Source organism: Pseudomonas multiresinivorans, from assembly GCF_012971725.1.
Lineage (GTDB): Bacteria > Pseudomonadota > Gammaproteobacteria > Pseudomonadales > Pseudomonadaceae > Pseudomonas > Pseudomonas multiresinivorans.
Window position 1 is genome coordinate 3,851,460 of the sequence record NZ_CP048833.1, and the last position, 20,771, is coordinate 3,872,230.

At 65.6% G+C, this 20,771-nt stretch carries 19 protein-coding genes; 9 read left to right on the forward strand and 10 right to left on the reverse strand.

All coding sequences use genetic code 11. The features are described 5' to 3' along the window. Positions 1-182: 182 nt before the first annotated feature. Together G4G71_RS17390 and G4G71_RS17395 are read right to left on the reverse strand one after the other, a co-directional pair. The gene (locus tag G4G71_RS17390; protein ID WP_169939283.1) at positions 183-1,046 is read right to left on the reverse strand and encodes an AraC family transcriptional regulator; all 864 of its coding nucleotides are present in this window, start codon (positions 1,044-1,046) and stop codon (positions 183-185) included. A 193-nt stretch (positions 1,047-1,239) separates the two neighbouring features. Beyond that, on the reverse strand, positions 1,240-1,668 hold the full coding sequence (locus G4G71_RS17395) for a hypothetical protein (protein ID WP_169939284.1): 429 nt from the start codon (positions 1,666-1,668) through the stop codon (positions 1,240-1,242). On the opposite strand from G4G71_RS17395, the gene G4G71_RS17400 reads away from it, so the two are divergent. From G4G71_RS17400 to G4G71_RS17420, 5 genes are all read left to right on the forward strand, one after another. Continuing rightward, on the forward strand, positions 1,667-2,014 hold the full coding sequence (locus G4G71_RS17400) for a metalloregulator ArsR/SmtB family transcription factor (protein ID WP_169939285.1): 348 nt from the start codon (positions 1,667-1,669) through the stop codon (positions 2,012-2,014). The genes G4G71_RS17395 and G4G71_RS17400 overlap by 2 nt on opposite strands. Positions 2,015-2,035: 21 nt before the next feature. Next, complete coding sequence (locus tag G4G71_RS17405) at positions 2,036-3,319, forward strand: arsenic transporter (protein ID WP_169939286.1); 1,284 nt, start codon at positions 2,036-2,038, stop codon at positions 3,317-3,319. A gap of 29 nt (positions 3,320-3,348) precedes the next feature. Continuing rightward, positions 3,349-3,819 (forward strand): arsenate reductase ArsC, encoded by a 471-nt coding sequence (locus G4G71_RS17410; protein ID WP_169939287.1) that lies wholly within the window; start codon positions 3,349-3,351, stop codon positions 3,817-3,819. Positions 3,820-3,831: 12 nt separating this feature from the next. Further along, positions 3,832-4,533 carry an arsenical resistance protein ArsH gene (gene arsH, locus G4G71_RS17415; RefSeq protein WP_169939288.1) on the forward strand — a complete coding sequence of 234 codons (702 nt, stop codon included), beginning with the start codon at positions 3,832-3,834 and terminating at the stop codon, positions 4,531-4,533. 412 nt (positions 4,534-4,945) lie between these two features. Then, positions 4,946-5,830, forward strand: a complete 885-nt coding sequence (locus G4G71_RS17420) for a DMT family transporter (protein ID WP_169939289.1) — start codon at positions 4,946-4,948, stop codon at positions 5,828-5,830. Here G4G71_RS17420 and G4G71_RS17425 read toward each other — a convergent pair. From G4G71_RS17425 to G4G71_RS17435, 3 genes are all read right to left on the reverse strand, one after another. Beyond that, positions 5,827-7,161, reverse strand: coding sequence for an MFS transporter (locus tag G4G71_RS17425; RefSeq protein WP_169939290.1), 1,335 nt, complete (start codon positions 7,159-7,161; stop codon positions 5,827-5,829). The genes G4G71_RS17420 and G4G71_RS17425 overlap by 4 nt on opposite strands. Positions 7,162-7,435: 274 nt before the next feature. Further along, positions 7,436-8,515 carry a C45 family autoproteolytic acyltransferase/hydrolase gene (locus G4G71_RS17430; RefSeq protein ID WP_169939291.1) on the reverse strand — a complete coding sequence of 360 codons (1,080 nt, stop codon included), beginning with the start codon at positions 8,513-8,515 and terminating at the stop codon, positions 7,436-7,438. A 56-nt stretch (positions 8,516-8,571) separates the two neighbouring features. Next, complete coding sequence (locus G4G71_RS17435; RefSeq protein WP_169939292.1) at positions 8,572-10,308, reverse strand: amidohydrolase; 1,737 nt, start codon at positions 10,306-10,308, stop codon at positions 8,572-8,574. Between the two features lie 106 nt (positions 10,309-10,414). On the opposite strand from G4G71_RS17435, the gene G4G71_RS17440 reads away from it, so the two are divergent. Further along, on the forward strand, positions 10,415-11,329 hold the full coding sequence (locus G4G71_RS17440; RefSeq protein ID WP_169939293.1) for a LysR family transcriptional regulator: 915 nt from the start codon (positions 10,415-10,417) through the stop codon (positions 11,327-11,329). A 182-nt stretch (positions 11,330-11,511) separates the two neighbouring features. On the opposite strand, the gene G4G71_RS17445 is transcribed toward G4G71_RS17440, so the two are convergent. Then, positions 11,512-12,984, reverse strand: coding sequence for an aldehyde dehydrogenase family protein (locus G4G71_RS17445; RefSeq protein WP_169939294.1), 1,473 nt, complete (start codon positions 12,982-12,984; stop codon positions 11,512-11,514). A 222-nt stretch (positions 12,985-13,206) separates the two neighbouring features. Continuing rightward, positions 13,207-14,031, reverse strand: coding sequence for a nuclear transport factor 2 family protein (locus tag G4G71_RS17450; protein ID WP_169939295.1), 825 nt, complete (start codon positions 14,029-14,031; stop codon positions 13,207-13,209). A gap of 152 nt (positions 14,032-14,183) precedes the next feature. On the opposite strand from G4G71_RS17450, the gene G4G71_RS17455 reads away from it, so the two are divergent. Both G4G71_RS17455 and G4G71_RS17460 read left to right on the forward strand, forming a co-directional pair. Continuing rightward, a complete protein-coding gene (locus tag G4G71_RS17455) occupies positions 14,184-15,569 on the forward strand; it encodes an NAD(P)/FAD-dependent oxidoreductase (RefSeq protein ID WP_169939296.1) in 1,386 nt (461 codons plus the stop codon). An 11-nt stretch (positions 15,570-15,580) separates the two neighbouring features. Continuing rightward, positions 15,581-15,940 (forward strand): cupin domain-containing protein, encoded by a 360-nt coding sequence (locus tag G4G71_RS17460; protein ID WP_169939297.1) that lies wholly within the window; start codon positions 15,581-15,583, stop codon positions 15,938-15,940. 30 nt (positions 15,941-15,970) lie between these two features. On the opposite strand, the gene G4G71_RS17465 is transcribed toward G4G71_RS17460, so the two are convergent. Beyond that, positions 15,971-16,912, reverse strand: coding sequence for an IS481 family transposase (locus G4G71_RS17465; RefSeq protein ID WP_169939298.1), 942 nt, complete (start codon positions 16,910-16,912; stop codon positions 15,971-15,973). A 437-nt stretch (positions 16,913-17,349) separates the two neighbouring features. On the opposite strand from G4G71_RS17465, the gene G4G71_RS17470 reads away from it, so the two are divergent. Then, on the forward strand, positions 17,350-18,156 hold the full coding sequence (locus tag G4G71_RS17470; RefSeq protein ID WP_169939299.1) for a lytic transglycosylase domain-containing protein: 807 nt from the start codon (positions 17,350-17,352) through the stop codon (positions 18,154-18,156). Between the two features lie 185 nt (positions 18,157-18,341). On the opposite strand, the gene G4G71_RS17475 is transcribed toward G4G71_RS17470, so the two are convergent. Beyond that, positions 18,342-19,448 carry an arginase family protein gene (locus G4G71_RS17475; RefSeq protein ID WP_240964799.1) on the reverse strand — a complete coding sequence of 369 codons (1,107 nt, stop codon included), beginning with the start codon at positions 19,446-19,448 and terminating at the stop codon, positions 18,342-18,344. 93 nt (positions 19,449-19,541) lie between these two features. Continuing rightward, positions 19,542-20,693 carry a M24 family metallopeptidase gene (locus tag G4G71_RS17480; RefSeq protein ID WP_169939300.1) on the reverse strand — a complete coding sequence of 384 codons (1,152 nt, stop codon included), beginning with the start codon at positions 20,691-20,693 and terminating at the stop codon, positions 19,542-19,544. Positions 20,694-20,771: the final 78 nt, after the last annotated feature.

Sequence of the window (20,771 nt, forward strand, 5' to 3'; positions counted from 1 at the left end):
CCGAAGCGATGCCCGGTGCCGGCCTCATCGACGGCCGGCTCCAGTCATCCATGCCTCATCGCATTGCTGGGGAATGCGCGTTCACCTGGAGCCCAGGCCTTGGCCATGTCCGCCAGCCAGGCGCACTGGAATGCCGTCGTCACGCGCCACTCGTGACGACGGCCCAGGGGTGAGGTTCCGCCTTATCGCAACGGGATGTAGACGTCCGTCTGCCACTGCTCCAGCGGTGTTTGCGGATAGACACTCAGATAGTGGAAGAACAGGGGATGGTCGCGGAGCTCTTCGTTGCTTGCGGGTAACCAGTCTCTATAAACCGGGTAGATGCTCTCGCCAATGTGATCGGGCGAGCCGACGTGGCGCACGACGACGCAGCGGCCGCCGGGGATGACAAGTTCGCGAACGCCGTAGTCGTTCGGCGCCACCTCCCCGTCGATCTCGCCGCAGATGGCGAAGCGAAATTCCTCCGCCGGTGTCGTGTCGGGGTTGCCGTAGGGGATGCCAAAGGTGCGACTCGATGCGACGGGCGAGCAACCGCTGCCCATGCGCCATTCGATGAACCGATTCACGCTCTCGTCGAGCTGTGCGGGAGGACCGCAGTGCTCGAGGGCTGCGACCCGGACTTCGGCGAAATCGACGATACGTACTTGCATGGTAATGCTCCTGGAGAAGTGGGGAATGGCGAAGACCGCATGCCAGGCCCGCCAGTCCGGCTGCTGCCGGAAGGCCCTGGGAGTCATGCCAAAGTCCCGGCGAAAGGCCCGGCTGAAGGCCTCGGGGCTGTCGAAGCCGGCGTCGAGCGAGGCCTCCAGAACCGAGTACTGCGCGCCGGCCACCAGGCGATGCGCCGCTCGCCGCAACCGCATCAACTGCACATAGCGGGCAACGGGCACACCCACATAGGCGGTGAACTGCCGGTGGAAGTGGTACACCGAGAAATGGGCCACCTCACTCAACGCCTTTACCGAAAGATCACCTTCAAGGTGGCCATCGATATAGGCGAGCACCGCGTCGAAGCGTTTGGCGTAAGCAATCGGGATATCGGACACCGGACGGCAGCTCCTGGTTATGCGGTCGGCGACAGGATCCCCCAATCCTGCAGGGACACACCTAGCCGGGCTTGCTCAGATCAGGCCCGGAGCATGCCAGCTTTGTGCGATAGCAGCAGCTCGCGCCACGAAAGTGGGGTAAGTGCCCGGAGACCAGCCGCGGCCCTGCCCGCCTGCCGGAAAGCGATGACCTTCATCGAACGACTTTCGGAAGCTCGGCCGCAGGGCCGCAGGGCCGTTGGTCGGCGTAGCCGGGCGAGGAGCCGGCGATTGGCCGGATGTCGCGCAGGCCGCCATCGTCCGCGATGTAACCCGCCCAGGCCGGCGTGACGCCAGTCAACAGCTGCGCCGTCTGCAAGCAGCATTTCTCCGCCTTGCGCGCGCTGAAGGCCTTGTGGTCCAGCGCCCACTCCAACCAGAAGCCATCGATCAGCGCGGTGATGATCAGTGCGCCGCAGGAGAAACGGATTTCCCGCCAGCAGGCGTGCGTGACAGACAGCTCGAAAGGTACCTCGCGCCTGCGGTGCACAACTGTCCGTTGCAGATGTTCGGGCTCCGGAAGCTTGCGCAGGATATATGGAAAAACGTATATTCGTTTTTCCATATATCCAGATAAAGCCATGATCACTCCACCCGAAGTTTTCAAGAACCTGGCCGACGAGACCCGCGCTCGCGCCACCCTGCTCATCGCCAGCCTGGGCGAGCTGTGTGTCTGCGAGCTGATGTGCGCGCTGGACGACAGCCAGCCGAAGATCAGCCGCCACCTGGCACAACTGCGCAGCAGCGGCCTGCTGCTGGATCGCCGCCAGGGGCAGTGGGTGTATTACCGCCTCAACCCCGAGCTGCCCGCCTGGGTGCACGAGATGCTGCAGGTCACCCTGCTGGCCAACGGGCAGTGGCTGGCCGACAACACCCTGCGCCTGCAGAACATGGACGGCCGCCCCGTCCGTGACGCCGCCTGCTGCTGATCCCCGTCGAGCGAGTCTTCCATGCTGGTCGCCATTGCAGTCTTCATCTTCACCCTCGTCCTGGTCATCTGGCAGCCCAGGGGCCTTGGCGTCGGCTGGAGCGCCGCCCTGGGCGCGGTCATCGCCCTGGCCGCCGGCGCGGTTTCGCTGCACGACATCCCGGTCGTCTGGGCCATCGTCTGGAACGCCACCGCCACCTTCATCGCGGTCATCGTCATCAGCCTGCTGCTGGATGAGGCCGGTTTCTTCGAGTGGGCCGCACTGCACGTGGCGCGCTGGGCGAACGGCAGCGGCCATCGCCTGTTCGCCTTCTGCGTGCTGCTCGGCGCGGCCGTTTCGGCACTGTTTGCCAATGATGGTGCGGCACTGATCCTCACGCCCATCGTCATGTCGATGCTGCTCGCCCTGCGCTTTTCCCCCGCCGCGACCCTGGCCTTCGTCATGGCCGCCGGCTTCATCGCCGACACCGCAAGCCTGCCGCTGGTGGTGTCCAACCTGGTGAACATCGTTTCGGCGGATTACTTCGGCCTGGGCTTCGCCGAATATGCCTCGGTGATGCTGCCGGTGAGCCTTGCCAGCATTGCCGCCACCCTGCTGGTGCTGTTCCTGTACTTCCGCCGCGACATCCCGAGGCAGTACGCGCTCCATGGGCTGAAGGAACCCAAGGCCGCCATCCATGATCGCGCCACCTTCATTGTCGGCTGGTGGACGCTGCTGGCGTTGCTGGTCGGCCTGTTCGCCCTGGAGCCGCTGGGCATTCCGGTCAGCGCCGTGGCCGCCGCCTGTGCCGCGCTCCTCTTCGCCGTCGCCGCCCGCGGCCAGCGCATTTCCACCCGCCGCGTACTGCGCGAAGCGCCCTGGCAGGTCGTGATCTTCTCCCTCGGCATGTACCTGGTGGTCTACGGCCTGAAGAACGCCGGCCTCACGGACTTTCTTGCACAGTTGCTCGACCGTCTCGCCGGACAGGGGCTGTGGGTCGCCGCCCTCGGCACCGGCCTGCTCTCGGCGCTGCTGTCCTCAGTGATGAACAACATGCCCAGCGTGCTGGTCGGGGCTTTGTCGATCCAGGCCAGCGGCGCGGAAGGCCTGGTGCGCGAGGCGATGATCTACGCCAACGTCATCGGCTGCGACCTCGGCCCGAAGATCACCCCCATCGGCAGCCTCGCCACGCTGCTCTGGCTGCATGTGCTGGAACGCAAGGGCGTGCGGATTACCTGGGGTTACTACTTCAAGGTCGGCATCCTCCTGACCTTGCCGGTTCTGCTGATCACCCTTTCGGCCCTGGCGTTGCGCCTGAGCCTCTGACGTCCCGCCCAGAAGCGGAGGAGCCTTCCATGCGAGTCCTGTTCATGTGCACGGCCAACAGCTGCCGCAGCATCCTCTCCGAGGCGCTGTTCAATCACCTGGCGCCCGAGGGCTTCGAGGCGGTCAGCTCCGGCAGTTTTCCCAAGGGCCGGGTATTGCCCCGCAGCCTCGCTACCCTTGAGCAGGCCGGCATCTCCACCCAAGGCCTGAGCAGCAAGGGCAACGACGCCTTCGAAGGCAACCCGCCGGATATCGTCATCACCGTCTGCGACAAGGCCGCCGGCGAGGCCTGCCCGGTCTACTTCGGCCCCGCGCTGAAATCCCACTGGGGCCTGGAAGATCCTTCGCATGCCGAGGGTGACGAGGCCGAGATCGACGCCGCCTTCCGCACCACGCTGGCGCGCATCGAGCTGCGCTGCCGTGCCTTCTTCGCCCTGCCCTTCGCCACCCTCGGCCGCGACGAACTCAAGCGCGAGCTGGATCGTATTGGCGCCCTTTGATCAGGAGGACACATGTCCGAACAACTGCCCAACCTCGACCTGTCGCTGATCGATCCGCTACCGGCAGCCGCCGATGCCAGCGAACACAAACCGCGCATCCTGCTGCTTTACGGATCGACGCGCGAGCGCTCCTTCAGCCGCCTGCTGGTGGAGGAAGCCGCACGGCTGCTGCAGCACTTCGGTGCCGAGACGCGCATCTTCAATCCCTCATGCCTGCCGCTGCCGGACGATGTGCCGGTGGAGCATCCGAAGGTGCAGGAACTGCGTGACCTGGTGCAGTGGTCGGAGGGCCAGGTATGGTGCTCGCCGGAACGCCACGGCGCACTCTCGGCGGTGTTCAAGGCACAGATCGACTGGATTCCCCTGGCCCTCGGCGCCGTGCGCCCCACCCAGGGCAAGACGCTGGCGGTGATGCAGGTCTGCGGCGGCTCGCAGTCGTTCAACGTGGTCAACCAGTTGCGCGTACTTGGCCGCTGGATGCGCATGTTCACCATCCCCAACCAGTCCTCGGTACCCAAGGCCTACCTGGAGTTCGACGAGGCGGGCCGGATGAAGCCCTCGGCGTACTACGACCGCGTGGTCGACGTCATGGAGGAGCTGGTGAAGTTCACCCTGCTGCTGCGGGACCGCCAGGAGTTCCTGGTGGATCGTTATTCGGAGCGCAAGGAGAGCGCCGAGCAACTGTCCGCCCGCGTGAACCAGCGCTCGATCTGAGGTGACCATGCCCATCGAAATCAGGGAGGCGCAACCCGAGGATGCGCGAGCAATCCAGGCCATCTACGCACCGATCGTGAGTGGAACGGCGATCTCCTTCGAGGGGGTACCACAGAGATTCGGCAGAGGATCTGCACGACTCTGCAGACCTACCCGTATCGGATTGCCCTGCGCGATAAGCACGTATCAGGGCAACGAGGCGCTGCAATGAGTACGTGAAAATCCATAGTTACGGCCCCCGTACGGCGCCACCGCCAGCTCAGGACTACCAGACCCAGGCAGGGCCAGTAGTGCAGGCAGGCGGAAAAACCTCGGCGTGCTGCCTTCCCAAGCGTCAAGCGCGCCCGGCAAGATAGCGGCATTCGCCGCCACGCTTTGGCGGCCCTCTGCTGCCTTGTGCCACCGGAGTCGTATGCAACCGCGCGACCTTGCCGCCTACCTGTTCCTCGCCATCGGCTGGGGGCTGTCCTTCCTCGTACTGCTCAAGGCCATCGCCGGCTTCGGCTGGGTCGGCGCGGTCAGCTTCCGCGCGCTGATCGCCAGCTTCACGCTGTTCGCCGTGGCACGGCTGTCCGGGCGCAAGCTGAACTTCGAAGGGCTGTGGAAGCCGCTGTGCGTTATCGGCGCCACCACGGTGGCCGGCCAATTGATCGGCATGACCTATGCCACCCCGCGCATCGGCACCGCCATGGCGGCGATCTTCGTCGCCGGGATTCCGCTGTTCTCCATGCTCATCGGTCGCCTCTGGGGCCTGGAACGCATCACCTGGAGCGGCCTCGGCGGGCTGGTGCTGGGCTTCTTCGGCATGGTGCTGCTGGTGGGCTTCCCGGCAGTCCCGATTACCCACGAGTTCATGCTCGGCAGCGCAGCCTCCGTGTTCGGCGCCGTCTGCGCGGCCTTCGGCAGCAATTACGCCAGCCTGAAGCTGCGCACCGCCGGCCCCTGGGAAGTGACCTGCGGCGCCTTCGGGATCGGCGGGCTGCTGACCCTGCCCTTGCTGATCTGGGTGCCGGTGCCCGGCACGCCACAACCGATCGATGTGTTCTTCCTGCTGATCTGCGGCTGCATATTCAGCGCGGTGAACTACGTCGTCTACTTCCAGCTCGTCTCGCGAATCGGCGCCACCAGGACCATCAGCGTGGAGTTCGTCGTCACCGTGGTCGCCGTCCTGATCGGCGCCCTGGTGCTGGGCGAGAGCCTGTCGCTGGTGCAGGGCGTGGGCGCGCTGATCATCCTGATCGGCTGCGCCCTGGTGCTCGGCCTGGTGCCCGGCACCAAAGCCCGCGCCGTGACTTAACCAACCTGAGCCTGGGCGACACCCGGCGAGGCGTCGTCACGGTCGATCAGTTCCATCGGCAGATGCGAGGTTTCGCGCAACAGCCAGGAGCAGATCGCTACCAGCAATAGCGCTGCCGCGCCGTAAAGCGCGACGCCGAACGGGTTGCGGCCGGTGGCGATAAGGATGGCGGTGGCGACACTGGAGGCCGTGCCGCCCCCCAGTGCCGCGCCGATCTGGTAGCTGAAGGAAATACCCGAATAACGCATCTCGCGCGGGAACTGCTCGGCAAGGAAAGCCGGGATAGGCCCCTGGGTCGCGCCCATGAAGAAGCCCACGGCGACGTAGGCCAGCAGCGCCAGCGGCAGGTTATGCAGGCCGATCAGCGGGAAGAAGGCGAACAGCCCGAGCGCCATGATCGCCGCGCCGAAAATCATCACCGCACGACGGCCGAAGCGATCAGACAAGTGACCGAAGAACGGCGCCGAGGCAACGATCGCCACTGACAGCGAGAAGTCGAACAGCAAGGCGTGGCTGCTGCTGTAGCCAATGTCGGTGGCGTAGGCGAGGAAGAAGGTGCTGCCGATGTAGGCGATGGTGACGTAGCCGAAAGCGATGCCGATACACAGCATCAGCTCGCGCGGGCGGCGGCGGAAGGCTTCCATCAGCGGCATGCGCGCCTCGGCTTTCGACACGACCCTGGGCTGCGGCGCGGTGTTCTGCAGGCGCGCATAAAGGCCGATCAGCACCAGCAAGCCGCCGAGCCAGAACGGGATGCGCCAGGCGATGCCGCTCAGGTCATCATCGAAGGCGAAGCTGACGATGGCAAACACCACCGAGCCGAAGATGCCACCGATACCGATGCCCATGCTGGTGAAGCTGCCCCACAGGCCACGGCGGCCCCTGGGCGCAACCTCGATGCCAAACAGCGCCGCCCCACCCCACTCACCACCAGCGGCGAAGCCCTGCACCAGGCGCAGAAGCACCAGCAGGATGGGCGCGGCGGCACCGATGCTGGCGTGGGTCGGCAGGAAGCCGATCAGCAAGGTGCTCGCGCCCATCAGCACCAGCGTGGCGACCAACGCCTTCTGCCGGCCGTAGCGGTCGCCCAGGTGGCCGAACACCACACCGCCCAGCGGCCGGGCGAAGAAGCCGGCGCCGAAAGCGGCGAAGGCGACCAGCACGGCGGTCAGGCGATCCATGCCGGGAAAGAACAACTGCGGGAAGATCAGCGCGGCGGCGTAGCCGTAGATGACGAAATCGTAGAACTCCAGCGCGGTGCCCATGCCGGAAACGCAAAAGGTGCGAAAGGCCGAGCGCGAGCCGGGAGCTGCGGGCGTGTGGTCGATCATGGCGGTTCACTCTTGTTTTTGTGGCAATACGAAGCCCGCGCGGCGGCCGGCGGGCTGCCACGGGGGCGTTAACGAGCAGAAAAGATTGCAGCGTGCCGGAAAGATCGGAGCCTGGTCGACTCCCTCACCCCAGCCCTCTCCCAAGGGGAGAGGGAGCAGTACGTGCTGGCTGACGCTGTTGTTTCAACCTGCGCCGATCAGTCCCCTGTCCCTCCGGGAGAGGGTTAGGGTGAGGGGGCTTTCAGGACCTGCGCGACTCCCGCCAATTCTGCTTCTAGAAGCGCAGGAAACCCTCATCAGCCAGCTTCTTCGGCGTACCGGCGACGTATTCCAGGGCACACCCAACGGTGTCGAGGCCGATGCTCAGCAGGGTCTCCCAGCGTTCGGTATCCGGTTCGGACATGTCCGGGTGGAAGCAGACGATGGCCTGGTCGCCCTCGGCGCCGCAGAAGGCATCGGCGCGCTCGCGCAACGCCTTGCCAGTCATGCCGGCAGTAGCGGCCTTGAGGTGTTCCAGGCGCGCGTAGGTGGTGGACACGTCCGCGGTGCGCTCACCCCAGCTCAGTTCGCCGTCGAGGAAGTGGTTGGTGTGCAGCAGCCAACCATCCTCGCGCGGCACCACCACGGCGGTGTGCGCCGGGCTCATCTCGATGCTGGCGGCGCGGGCGCGCACGTCGTCGCGGGTGAATACGCTGAGCACGGTGGACGCGCTGACCCGCGCCGAGCGAGCCATGTCGATGGCCTCGGTGACGCTGGTGGCTTCTTCCAGTACGCGACGGGCGATGGCATGCACCGGCACGCCAGCGCTGCCGTCATCACTGGCGTGGTGCAGGATGTTGAAGTGCACGCCCAGGCCGGCGCTGTTCACGCCGATCTTGCCGAGCATGCCGAACTCGGTGAACAGCTTGGCAGTCAGGCCGGTGCTGCCGGTGAAGCCCAGCAGCAGGCCGTGGGGTACCAGGCTGTCGTGCCAGTCCCAGGTCTGCAGGCTGCGCGGTGCGATGGCGCCGGCGGGCGCATAGACAGAAGTGGAGCACTCGCCTTCCACCGGCTGCTCGGGCATCACCGCCAGCACTTCGGTGCGGGCGTTCAGCGCCGCCAACTGCCACAGTGGCAGGCCGACGCCCAGGGCCAGGCCTTCGACTTCCCTGGCTAGCGCCGGGCACCAGTCGGCCAGCGCGGACAAACTGCCCTCACCAATGGCCCGTGCCTTGTCGATCTCCACACCGACGCGGGGGAAGAAGTCCAGGTACAGCGCCACGCTCTGGCGGATCTGCTCGGCGAAGGTTTCGCCGATCTGCCGGCCACGCTGCAGCGGGTCGCGGATGTCGGTGGTGAAGGTGTGAAGAATCACGGCAAGGCTCCTGTTGAACTATCGAATCAAATCACAGAGTGCTTTGTTAACAACGATCACGGTTTGTCGCTCGGACGACTATAGACTTCGCGGCCGGCAAACCAGGTCTTGAGCACCTGGGTGTCGCGCAGAGCCTCCGGCTTGACGGTGAACACGTCGCGGTCGAGCAGGATCAGGTCGGCCTGCTTGCCCGGCTTCAGCGAACCGATGCTCCCTTCCAGGCGCAGGGTGCGCGCGGCGTTGAGGGTGTAGGCCTGGAACATGGTCTGCCGGTCGATGTCCTCGGCGGCGTTGAGTACGCCCTTCGGGCCGACACGCTGGATCGCCTGGTAGATAGCCTTCCACGGATCAGGCGTGGTGATCGGCCAGTCGCTGGCGCCGGAGATGGTCGCGCCGTTCTTCAGCAGCGAGCGCGCCGGGTACATGTGCAGGAAGGCCATGGCGCTGACGTAGGGCTTGACCAGGTCGACGCTGTTCTCGTCGGCGGCGGCCCAATAGAGCTGCATGGCGGCGATCACGTCGAGCGCCTTGAAGCGCGCGAAGTCCTTGGGATTGACCATCTGCAGATGGGTGATCGAATGCGGGATGTCACTGTGGCGATCCTTGCGCGCCTGCTCGATGCCGTTGAGCGATTCGCGCACCGCGCGATCGCCAATGGCGTGGATGTGCACCAGCCAGCCACGGGCGTCGGCGGCGCTGACCAGCTCGCCGAAGTGTTTGGGGTCGATCAGCAGTTCGCCGTACTTCTTCGAGTTGCTGTACGGCTCAAGCATCGCCGCGCTCTGCGCCGGCACCTCGGCCACGCCGTCGGCGAACACCTTGATGCCCGGCAGGGTCAGGTTGGGGACATCGATGAACTGCTGGCGTACCTTGTCCAGCTCGTCGAGGTCGGCCGGGGTCGCCTTGGAGTCAGCCATCAGCAGCGCGGCGACGTGTGCGGTCAACCCGCCCTGCTCCGCCAGCAGCTTGTAGGCCGGCAGCACGCCAACGGAATCGTTGTGGATGTCACCACCGGGGTTCTCGTTCGCCAGGGGCTCCATCCAGGCGGTAATACCCAGCTCGTGGTAGTAGCTCTGCGCGCCTTTCAGGGCCTTGAGCAACTCGTCATCGGTCGGCAGCGGCAGCAGCGCCTGCACCGGGTAGAGGCCGGCATCCACCAGGAAACCATTGGGCTTGCCGTCGGCGGAGTGGCCGATGGTGGCCTGCTCCTCTCCCTTGAGCGACCTGACCTTGGCAGAGTCGATCCCGGCCAACTCCAGCAGCGCCTGGTTGGCCCAGCCGGTGTGGTAGTCACCACCGGCCAGGAGGATCGGCTGCTTCGCCCACTCGCCCTGGTTGAAGCGCTGCTGCAACTCGCCGATCTCGTCCCAGTACGCCGTGGGCACGCCGCCGACATAAAGGAACTGGCCACGCCGCGCGCGGCCGTCGTCACGCCATTGGCGCAGCTTGCTTTCGAACTCGGCGAGCGGCAGGTCCTGGTTATCCAGGTTGGCCTGGAGCATCTGCAGGCCGCCCTTGACCAGGTGGGTATGGGCATCGATGAAGCCGGGCATCAGCACCTGGCCATGCAGGTCGATGACCTTGGTCGCCGGTTGCTGGAGCTTGAGGATCTGCGCGTCGGAGCCAACGGCAAGGATGCGACCGTTCTCCACTGCAACTGCCTGTTGCAAGGCCTGGCCGGGTTCGGCGGTGTAGACCTTGCCGCCGTGGAAGATGAGATCGGCGGCGGCCATAGTTTCCATCGAGGAAAAAGCGCAAGCCGCGGACACCAGCGCCGGAATCAGTAGTTTCATCGCAGAGCCTTCGTTATTGTTGATCTGTGACGAAGGTTAAGCAAAAGCCCCGGCGGCTTTAACACTAACTTCCCGCACAACTTCTGTTCCTGTCAGGAAGCAATCCATGGACAAGATGACCGCCCTTACCATGTTCGTCGCCACCGCCGACCATGGCGGCTTCAGCCGCGCTGCCGAACAGCTGGGCAAGACGCCATCGGCGATCACCAAGGGCGTGGCGCAGCTGGAAGCCGACCTGGGCCAGCGCCTGTTCGAGCGCACCACGCGGCGCATGGCGCTGACCGAAGCCGGGCACATCTATCTGGAAGGTGCGCGCTCGGCGCTGATGCAGTTGCAACGCGCCAGCGAAGAAGTCGATCAGTTGCAGACCGAGCTGCGTGGCAGCCTGCGCATCGTCTCGCCGCCCTCCTTTGCCCCGGCCTTCTTCAACGCGGTGTGCTGCCGCTTCCTGCGCGAGCACCCGCAGGTGCGCCTGGAGGTGGACCTGCTGGACGAGTTCGTCGACCTGGTGGAAGGCGGCTACGACATCGCCCTGCGCGACGGCCCCATCGACCTGCCGGACGTGATCGCCCAGCCGCTGCTCGAGAACCGCCTGATGCTCTGCGCCAGCCCCAAGTACCTGGCGGAAAAGGGTCTGGAGGTGACGCTGGAGAACTACGAGCAGCACGACTGGCTGATCTTCCGCCACCCGCTGCTGAACCGGAATTTCTGGTGGGTGCAGAAGGACGGCGAACGCATCCGCATCCGCCAGCCGGTGCCGCGCATCGCCAGCGACAACTACGACTTCCTGCTCTCCTGCCTGCTGGACGGCCAGGGGCTGCAGTTCCTGCCGCAGTGGAGCGCACTGCCCTACCTCGACAGCGGCGAGCTGGTGGAGCAGCTACCCGACTGCTGGCGCGACCAGAGTGCCTTCGGGCCCTGGGTGCATGTGCTCTACCTGCCGCACCGGCGCAGTACGCGCAAAGTGCGGGTATTCATCGAGTACCTGCGCGAGCACTTGCAGGGGAAGGGGTTGGTCTGAGGTGGCGTCGATATCGCTGGCCGGCTCCTGCAAAGGAAACTCGCGCTCTGACGAGCTACCTGGCGAGCGTAGGAGCGGACTGCGTCCGCGATGTGCCACCGGCCAGCTCGGAGCCGCCGGGAATCGATCGCGGACGAAGTCCGCTCCTACACCAATGCTCGACCTTGTACCGGTCCTCAGACTTACTTAAGGTACCAACCCCAAGGCTGATCGCTGAGGTACTCGGTGACCTGCTTGGTCTCCAGGTAGTTGTCCAGCCCCCACACGCCCAGTTCACGGCCGATGCCGCTCTGCTTGTAGCCGCCCCAGGGCGCCTGGGTGAAGGTCGGCTGCGAGCAGTTGACCCAGACGATGCCGGCGCGCAGGCCACGGCTCACGCGCTGGCAACGCGCCGGGTCGGCGGACATCACCGCAGCCGCCAGGCCGAACTGGCTGTGGTTGGCCAGGCGCAGCGCCTCGGCTTCGTCCTTGAAACGGCGCACGGCGAGCACCGGGCCGAATATTTCCTCGCGCCACAGGGCGCTCTCCAGCGGAGCGTCGATGAACACGGTCGGTTCGACGAACCAGCCCTTGTCCCGATGCGGCGGACGCTTGCCGCCAGTGGCGAGTTTCGCGCCATCGCGCACGCCGGCTTCGATGGCCTGCAGCACCTTGGCGTGCTGGCCGGCACTGACCAGCGGGCCGAGCAGCACACCCGGCTCCAGACCGTTGCCGATGGTGATGCGGCGGGTTTCCTCCACCAGGCGTTCGATCAGCCGGTCGTGCAGACCGTCCTGCACCAGCAGGCGCGAAGTGGCGCTGCATACCTGGCCCTGGTTCCAGAAGATACCGAACAGGATCCACTCCACGGCGGCCTCGACATCCGCGTCATCGAAGACGATGAAGGCCGACTTGCCGCCCAGCTCCAGGCTGACGTTCTTGATGTCCTGGGCCGCCGCCTGCATGATCGCGCGCCCGGTGGGCACGCTGCCGGTGAAGGCCAGCTTGTCCACGCCCGGATGCGCCGAAAGCGGCGAACCGGCATCGCGGCCCAGGCCGGTAACCACGTTGAGCACGCCTTTGGGCAGGCCCACGGCATCGGCGGCAGCGGCCAGTTCCAGAGAGGTCAGCGGAGTCAGTTCCGAAGGCTTGAGCACGGCGGTGCAACCGGCAGCCAGCGCCGGAGCGACCTTCCACGAAGCCATCAGCAGCGGGTAGTTCCAGGGGATGATCTGCCCGGCAACACCGACCGGCTCGCGCAGCACACGGCAGGCGAAACGCTCGTCGGGCAGCGCGACCAATTCGCCCTCGCCGTTCAGCCCCTCGGCCAGTTCGGCGTAGTAGTCGAAGCAGCCGATGGCGTCGTCGATATCCCACTGCGCTTCGGGCAGCGGCTTGCCGTTGTCCTGCACTTCCAGGCGAGCCAGGTCTTCGCGGCGGCCACGCAGGTTGTCGGCGATGGCGCGCAGGTAGCCGGCGCGCTCCTTGCCGGTGCTACGGCCCCATTCGCCTTCATCGAAAGCCCGACGCGCAGACTGCACGGCGCAATCCACATCCTCACCGGTAGCGGCGGCAACCTCGGTCAGCACCGTTTCGCTGGACGGTTCGTACACCTCGAAGCGGCCGCCCTGTGCGGGTGCCTGCCACTGGCCATCGATATAGAGCTGGTCGCGCATGCGAAGGTCTCCTGAGCTTGTTGGAATGCTTGTCGGGCGAGCATAGGGAAATGAGCACGGGGTTGATAACGCGGGCGCCGTGCATGCGGGCACGCGCGGAGCGGGCAGCAAGGTAATCGACCGCGTTGCGATATCAGGACCACTCCCGTAGGAGCGGATTCATCCGCGATGACTTGAAGCGGCTCCAGACCATCGCGGACGGAGTCCGCTCCTACACGAACGTCACGTCCGCTGCTGCTCCAGATACGCCTTGGGCGACAGCCCCGTCTCCTCGCGGAAGCAGCGGTAGAAGGTCGACAGCGAACGGAACCCTGCGGCCCGCGCCAGTTCGTCGATGCGCGTGACGCTAGTGGCGCCGTCGAGCTGGCCGAGCAGGTGGCGCAGGCGCAACTGGTTCAGGTACTGGTAGAAGCTCAGGCCCAGCACCTGGTTGAGGAAGTAGGAAATCTGGTTGCGCGTATAGCCGGTAGCCGCTGCGACCTGGGGCATGTCCAGGTCGGGATTGAGGAACGGCCGGGTCTGCTGGAAATACTGCTGGATATCGCCGCCGAGCTGACTCAGCTGCCGCGCTGAAAGCCCCAGCCGGCTATCGGCCATGCGCGGTTGCGGCTCACTGGCAGCCTTCTGCGGCTGACCGATCAACGCGGCGTGCTCGTTGACCCGGATGATCCGGCCATCGCGCACGGTATAGGCCTCGGTGGTGCGGAAGGACACCAACCCCTGCGTGCCGCGCAGGGTCACCTGGTACTGCAGGAAGGCCGTGTCACCGTCCACCCGCAGGCGATCAGTGTAGACCTGCGACTCATCTCCCGCCGCCGGCATGCTGGTCTGCAGGTACTCGCGCAGCTCGCTCGACGCGATCCGACGCCCCTGGAAGAAATCGTTGTACTCCACCTGCGGGTCGAACAGCGCCATCAGCGCCTCGATGTCGTGCCGGCGCCAGGCCTGGTGGTAACGCATGACCACCGCGTGAGTAGCGGCGCTGGCCGGGTCGGGCTGGTGAATCGTGCCGTCGAGCTTGGAGCTCCAGCCCTGTTCTTCGATCATTGTTTTCCCCTGCCGGTCTCGGCCGGCATTTCCTGCTCCGGGCGTGCCCGCAAAGAGCAGCGGACCGTATGCCTGGCCCCCCGGAGCGATTACAAAACTCGGACGCGGCCCGAAGACCGCTTTTTCTTCCGACATTCTGCCGGAGTTTTCCGATGACATCCGCCCCACTTGCGCACGCCACTCCCAGACCCTACTGGCTCGACACCCTCGACCCTGCTCCCGCCGCACCGGCGCTGGAAGCGGATCGCCGCTTCGACCTGGTGGTGGTCGGCGGCGGCTTCACCGGTCTCTGGACCGCCCTGCACGCCCGGCTGCGCTGGCCCGGCGCGAGCATCGCGGTGGTCGAGGCGCGTCGCTGCGGTGGCGAGGCCAGCGGGCGCAACGGTGGCTTCTGCGCACCGAGTATTTCCCACGGTGTAGGCAATGCCCTGCGCCGCTGGCCGGAAGAAGCCGAGACTCTTGTACGCCTGGGTCGTCAGAACCTCGATGAGTTCGAGGCAGACCTGAAGCGCTTCAGCATGAACGTGGAGTTCGAGCGCCGCGGCAAGCTCAGCGTCGCCGCCCAACCCTGGCAGGTCGACGGCCTGCGCAGCATGCAGCGCAACTACGAGCGCTTTGGCATCGCCTCGGAGTTCCTCGACAAGGCGCAACTGGCCGGCAAGCTGGACTCACCCGCCTATCAGGCCGGCGTATTCGAGCCCAACTATGCGCTGCTCAACCCGGCGAAAATGGCCGCCGAGCTGCGCCGGGTGTGCCTGGAACAAGGCGTCGAGCTGTTCGAGAACACCCCCGTGCACGAGTTGCACCAGCGCAGCGACCGCCTGATGCTGCGCTGCGACCGTGGCGAGCTGGAGGCCGGGCAGATCGCCCTGGCGACCAACATCGCGCCACCGCTGCTCGGCCACCTGAATTCCAGCGTGATCCCGGTGTACGACTATTCGCTGGTCACCCAGCCGCTCACTGACGAGCAGCTGCGTGCCATCGGCTGGGTCGAGCGCTACGGTATCGCCGACGCCGGCAACCAGTTCCATTACCTGCGCAAGACCGCCGATAACCGCATCCTCTGGGCCGGCTTCGACGCCATCTACCACTTCGGCAACCGCCGCGACGAAGCCCTGACCCAGCGCCCGGAAAGCTTTGAGCGCCTCGCCGGGCAGTTCCGCGAGGCTTTCCCTCAGCTCGGTCCGGTCGAGTTCAGCCATGCCTGGGGCGGCATCATCGACACCTCGGCGCGCACCACGCTGTTCACCGGCTGCGTGCTCAACGGCCGCGTCGCCTATGCGCTGGGCTTCACCGGCCAGGGCGTGTCGGCCAGCCGCTTCGCCGCGCTGAACATGCTCGACCAGCTGGGCGGCGAACGCACCGAACGCACCCAGTTGCGCATGACCTCGCAGAAACCCTTCCCCTTCCCGCCCGAGCCGCTGCGCTACCTCGGCGTGCGCCTGGCCCAGCGTTCGCTGGCCAAGGAAGACCGCACCGGCCGCCGCGACCTGCTGCTCAAGACCTTCGATGCCTTCGGCGTCGGTTTCGATTCCTGATGGAGAACTTCATGTCCACCCTGCCCCGCCACGTCATCGACTTCGCCAACCCCGCCCTCGCCCCGCAGGAGCGCGAGATCAACGACCCGGCCATCGTCGATGCGCCCTATCAGAGCCGCAGCTGGCGGCACTTCGCAGCGCCCGAGAAGAACGCCATCGCCGGCATCTGGGAAGCCGGCGTGCACCTGGAGCGCTGCGAGTGTGACTACGACGAGCTGTGTCACATCCTCGAGGGCACCGTGCGCCTGACCGACGCCGACGGCGTGGCAAAGACCTTCGGCCCGGGGGATTCGTTCGTCGTGGCGGCGGGTTTCAAGGGCACCTGGGAAAACCTCACGCCAGTACGCAAGGTGTATTTCATTCTCGGTTGAATCGCTGCTGCATAGGTTCGCGAGCAAGGACTAGGTGTGTAAACCCAGTAGGTTGTTCAGTGGAATGCGGCTGATGGGTGGGCAGTAATGCAGACTGGAGTGAGGCCTGTGCCAGTTGTATTGGTGTAGCCAGAGGGCCAGATGCTGGGCGCGCTGCTCAGAGCTCTCGTAGCTACGGGCGTAGGCCCACTCCCGCAAGCTGGTTTGAATGAAGCGCTCAGCTTTGCCATTGGTACGTGGGGTGTAGGGTCTGGTGCGGATATGTCGTAAGCCCAGACGCCGGCATAGGCGGCGGAATAGACCTGATCGGTAGCAGGCACCGTTGTCAGTCATGACCCGAGTAAATCGAATCTTCAGCGAGCGGTAGTAGCGCAAAGCCTGGAGCAGAGCGCGACAGGCACTTCCACCTCGTTCATCAGCATGCAGGCTGGAGAAGGCGATGCGCGAGGCATCGTCGATGGCGACATGGACAAACTCCCAGCCCGCTCCGTCAGAGCCCATCAGCCGGGTTCCCGTAACTCGATGTCCCGGTCTCCAAAAGCGTGCGAGCTTCTTGATATCCAGATGCAGTAGATCACCTGGTTGAGCGTACTGATAACGCCTGATCGGCGGAGCGGGCTCCAACTCGGGGAGCCGATTGAGTCCGAGTCGTTTGAGGTGGCGAGCGATGGTACTGACTGCCAGCCCTAACTCGTTGGCAATTTGCCGATAGGTTTGACGGGCGCTGCGCCGCTCAATCAGCCTTTCGAGCCGAGACTCGGGTGTGGCATGGGGGCAGGCGTGAGGGCGCGAAGTGCGATCCATCATGCCGGCCTCTCCCTCTTCGCGGTAACGCCGAAGCCATTTGTAGGCCGTACGTACGCTGACACCGGCCGCCTGCGCTGCCTCTTCAGCACGTAATCCCTGAAGCATGCGCTGGACTAAAAGGGCTCGACCGCGCGGTGTAAGACGGGCATATTTATGCAGGTTCATTCGGGGCTCCTGGAAGGATTGGTTGGTCGCACTTCCAGTTTTCCGGGTAAGCCCCGGATGAACAACCTACCGAGAGATCACAACTAGGCGTCCCCCTCGGTCCTACAGCCGCGTGGCAAGCGCCGTAGGAGCGGACTCCGTCCGCGATCGACTCACCGCTACTCTGATCGACCCGGGAGCCGGGGGGGGCCATCGCGGACAGAGTCCGCTCCTACTAAATGGCTGCCGTCAAACACCTCGATCTGTTCCGCCTTCCGCAGTACCGGCAGGCCGTACGTCTGCACAAACTCCGCTGCAGGTGGAAAGGGCTATAACTAGCGAACCGAAACGGCGAGCTGCCCGGAATAAACCCTGCAACAGCCGCCCCTATTGGCATTTCCCATTTGCCCGGATCAGGCGCCCCAGCCTGATCGGCGCCCGCGGCGCGGAGCGGTTTGATGAGTTCCAGAACCTGGCGATGGGCTCGCAGGAGCCTTCCTGGCTGCATCGGACTGGCATTGCTGGTCGCGCCGCTTTACGCCAACGCCCTGTTCAAGTGCCACGCACGGGACGGAACCGTCAGCCTCAGCAGCCAGGCCATCGCCGGCTCGCACTGCACTCGCCAGAAAAACTCGGCGAGCGCCGCTGGCGGCACGCGGGCAAAGACCGCATCCACGCTGGAGCGAGGCAACAGCCAGGGGGCAGATCGGATTCGCGTGTACACCTTCGTTCACAAGGGCGTTCGCCAGTATGTGAGCCGACGCCCCGTCGGGATCACCGCGCGGGTCGATGTGATCGAGGTGTATTACATCAAGGGCTGCTACCTGTGCATGGCGCCGAAGGATTTCAACGTCGCCACACTGCGCCTGGACACCCGCTCCTATCGCCGGGAGATCGAAGCCGCATCGGTGCGCTACGGTGTCGACCGGGCGCTGGTGCGCGCCGTCATCCATGCCGAATCGGCATTCCAGCCCAACGCCATTTCCATTGCCGGCGCCCAGGGCCTGATGCAGTTGATGCCCGACACCGCCGAGCGCTTCAACGTGAGCGATCCATTCGACGCACGGCAGAACATCCGTGGTGGCGTGCGCTACCTGGCGTGGCTGCTCAAGCGCTTCAACGGCAACCAGAGGCTGGCGCTGGCCAGTTACAACGCGGGTGAAATGACGGTCGACAAGTACAACGGGATACCGCCCTACGCCGAGACGCAAACCTACGTCGCCCGCGTGCAGTCCCTGACCGAGCGGTATCGCAATCATCCGTAGGGCGGCCCGCTCGAACGGTTAATCCGTCCCACCTTTGCAAAAGCGGGTACGGCCTTCTAAGCGGGCGTAGGAGCGGACTCCGTCCGCGATGGGTTTGCCCGCGCTCCGTGGTCTGCCGGAGCGGTGGTGAATCGATCGCGGACGAAGTCCGCTCCTACGCCAAGCCCACTCCTGCGCCCTACCGCTCAGCCGAACTTCCACCCCGCCGCCGCCAATCGCGTATCCAGCGCGGCCAGGTCAGCCTCTACCCGCACCGCCGGTTCCGGCATGTACGCCAGCGGATCGGGTAGAGAGGACGGCTGGCCGAGGAAGCCTTCGGTCGCCGCGTGCAGGCAGTACGCGCTGTACGCCGGGTTGTAGCCGCCCTCCTGCACCACCAGCAGCCGCCCAGCACACAACTCGTCAGCCAGCGCACGGGCGCGGCGGGCCAGGCGGTTGAAGCCCTGCATGGTCACCAGTTGGCGGCCGTTGGGGTCGAACTGCGAGGCGTCCAGGCCGTTGGCGATGATCAGCAGGTCCGGCTTGAACGCGCGCAACGCCGGCTCGACAAAGCGGCTGAAGACCATCTCGTAGAGCTGATCGCCCGAACCCATCGGCAGCGGCAGGTTGAGATTGCTGCCCAAGCCCGCGCCAAAGCCGCGCTCGTCCACCGCGCCGGTCTGCGGGTGGCTCGGGCCCCAGGCGCCGTGGTCCATGTGCAGCGAGACGGTGAACACCGAGGGATCGTCGTAGAAGCCTTCCTGCGTGCCGTTGCCGTGGTGTACGTCCCAATCAACGATGGCGACGCGTTCCAGGCCGGCCGCCTGGGCCGCACGTGCGGCAATCCCGGCGTGGTTGAAGAAGCAGTAGCCGTCCGCCATGGCTGGCGCGGCGTGGTGACCCGGCGGGCGCACCAGGGCCATGGCCGGATGGCCGCTGGCCAATACGCTTTCCAGCGCCGCCAGGCTGGTGCCGGCAGCGGCCAGTAGCCCGGCGAGACTGCCAGCAGACATCAGCGTGGTGCTGCTGAAGCGCTTGCCGGCGGCATCCGCCGCGAAGATGCCGCGCAGGTAGTCGGCATCGTGGAAGCTCAGCAGATCTTCTTCGCAGGCGTGGCGGCCTTCGTGCCAGCGCAACGAGCCGGCGACCGGCCCGCGCTGAAGGATGGCGCGCATGTTGAGCAGCCGGGGATTGCTCTCCGGGTGCAGCAGCTGTTCGGCCAGCAGGTCGCTGGGCGGCGCCTCGAACACGCCGGCGGCGGTGTCGTGACGCAGCACGTCGTCGTGCCAGAAAACATCCATCGTGTGACTCATCAGAAGCCCTCGGTTTACTTCACTGCGCGCGCAGGCGCAGACACGCAACACGGCTTCGCCCCCGGCGGTACGCAGACCGGGGGCGAACCTCCATCAGTCGATAATGGTCAGCTCGGGCGGTATCTCCGACAGGCTCGCCGAGCCCTTCTCGCCGCACAGCACGGTGTCGCCGAGCTTGATGCCGAAGCCTTCGTTGTACAAGGACAGGTTGGGCTCGATGGAGAACGACATGTTCGGCTCGAACACGTGGTCGTCGGCCTCGTCCACCATCATCGCTTCCAGCCAGGTCGGCGGGTAGGCCAGGCCCAGGCTGTAGCCGATGCGGTGCACGCGGGTGCGCGAGAGGTCGATGCGGTCGAGGATCTGGTTGCACACGCGGTTGGCCTCGCCCACCGGGGTGCCCGGTTTGGCGATCTCGATGGCGGCGTTGAAGGCCTCGGTGAGCAGGGTCGCGACTTCCTTCACGCGCGGGCTGGGTTTGCCGATTACCGCGGTGCGCATGAGGATGGCGTGGTAGCGGTTGCACACGCCGGCGTGTTCGAGGATCACCACGTCGCCATGGCTGATGGTCTGGCGGTGCGGCATGGCGTGGGTCATGGTGCTGCGGCGGCCGGTGGCGCACATCGGGCTGATCGCCGAGTACTCGCTGCCGGCGCGGCCCAGGGCGTTGGCGACGATGCCGGCCACTTCCACCTCGGAGATGCCCGGGCGCAGCGCCTCGAAGGCGGCCAGCATGCCCTGGTCGGCCATGCGCGCGGCGCTGCGCTGGTACTCGATTTCCTCGGCGGTCTTGATCAGGCGGTTCTCGGCGACCAGCGGGCCGGCGTCTTCGAAGCGTGCCTCGGGCATGTAGCCCAGCAATGCGTTGTACTGCGCCGGAGAGAAGGTCGAGGCGGTCATTTCCAGGCCGATGCGCGCCTGGGACAGGCCGGCCTGGGCCAGCACGTCGGCGACGATCTTCAGCGGGTCCTGCTTGGCGATGTCATAGAAGATCGCCTCGTTGATGCACGACAGTTCCCAGGTGCAGGGCTCCTCGCTGGTGCGGGTGAGGAACACCGGCTCGGCCAGCTTCGGCGAGATGATAAGCGCCTGGTACCAGAGGAAGCCCAGGCTGTCGAAGCCGGTGAGGTAGTTGATGTTGTCCGGGTAGTTGACCACCAGGGCATCCAGGCCACGGTCGGCCATGCGGCGTTTGACGGCTTCGACGCGTTGACGGTAGGTGCGAGCGGGGAAAGCAGTAAGCATGGGGACTCCCTCCTCAGGGACAAGGTGCAAGCGACACAGGTGTTTTTGTTTGGGGCCGCCATCGGGCGGCCGTATGCG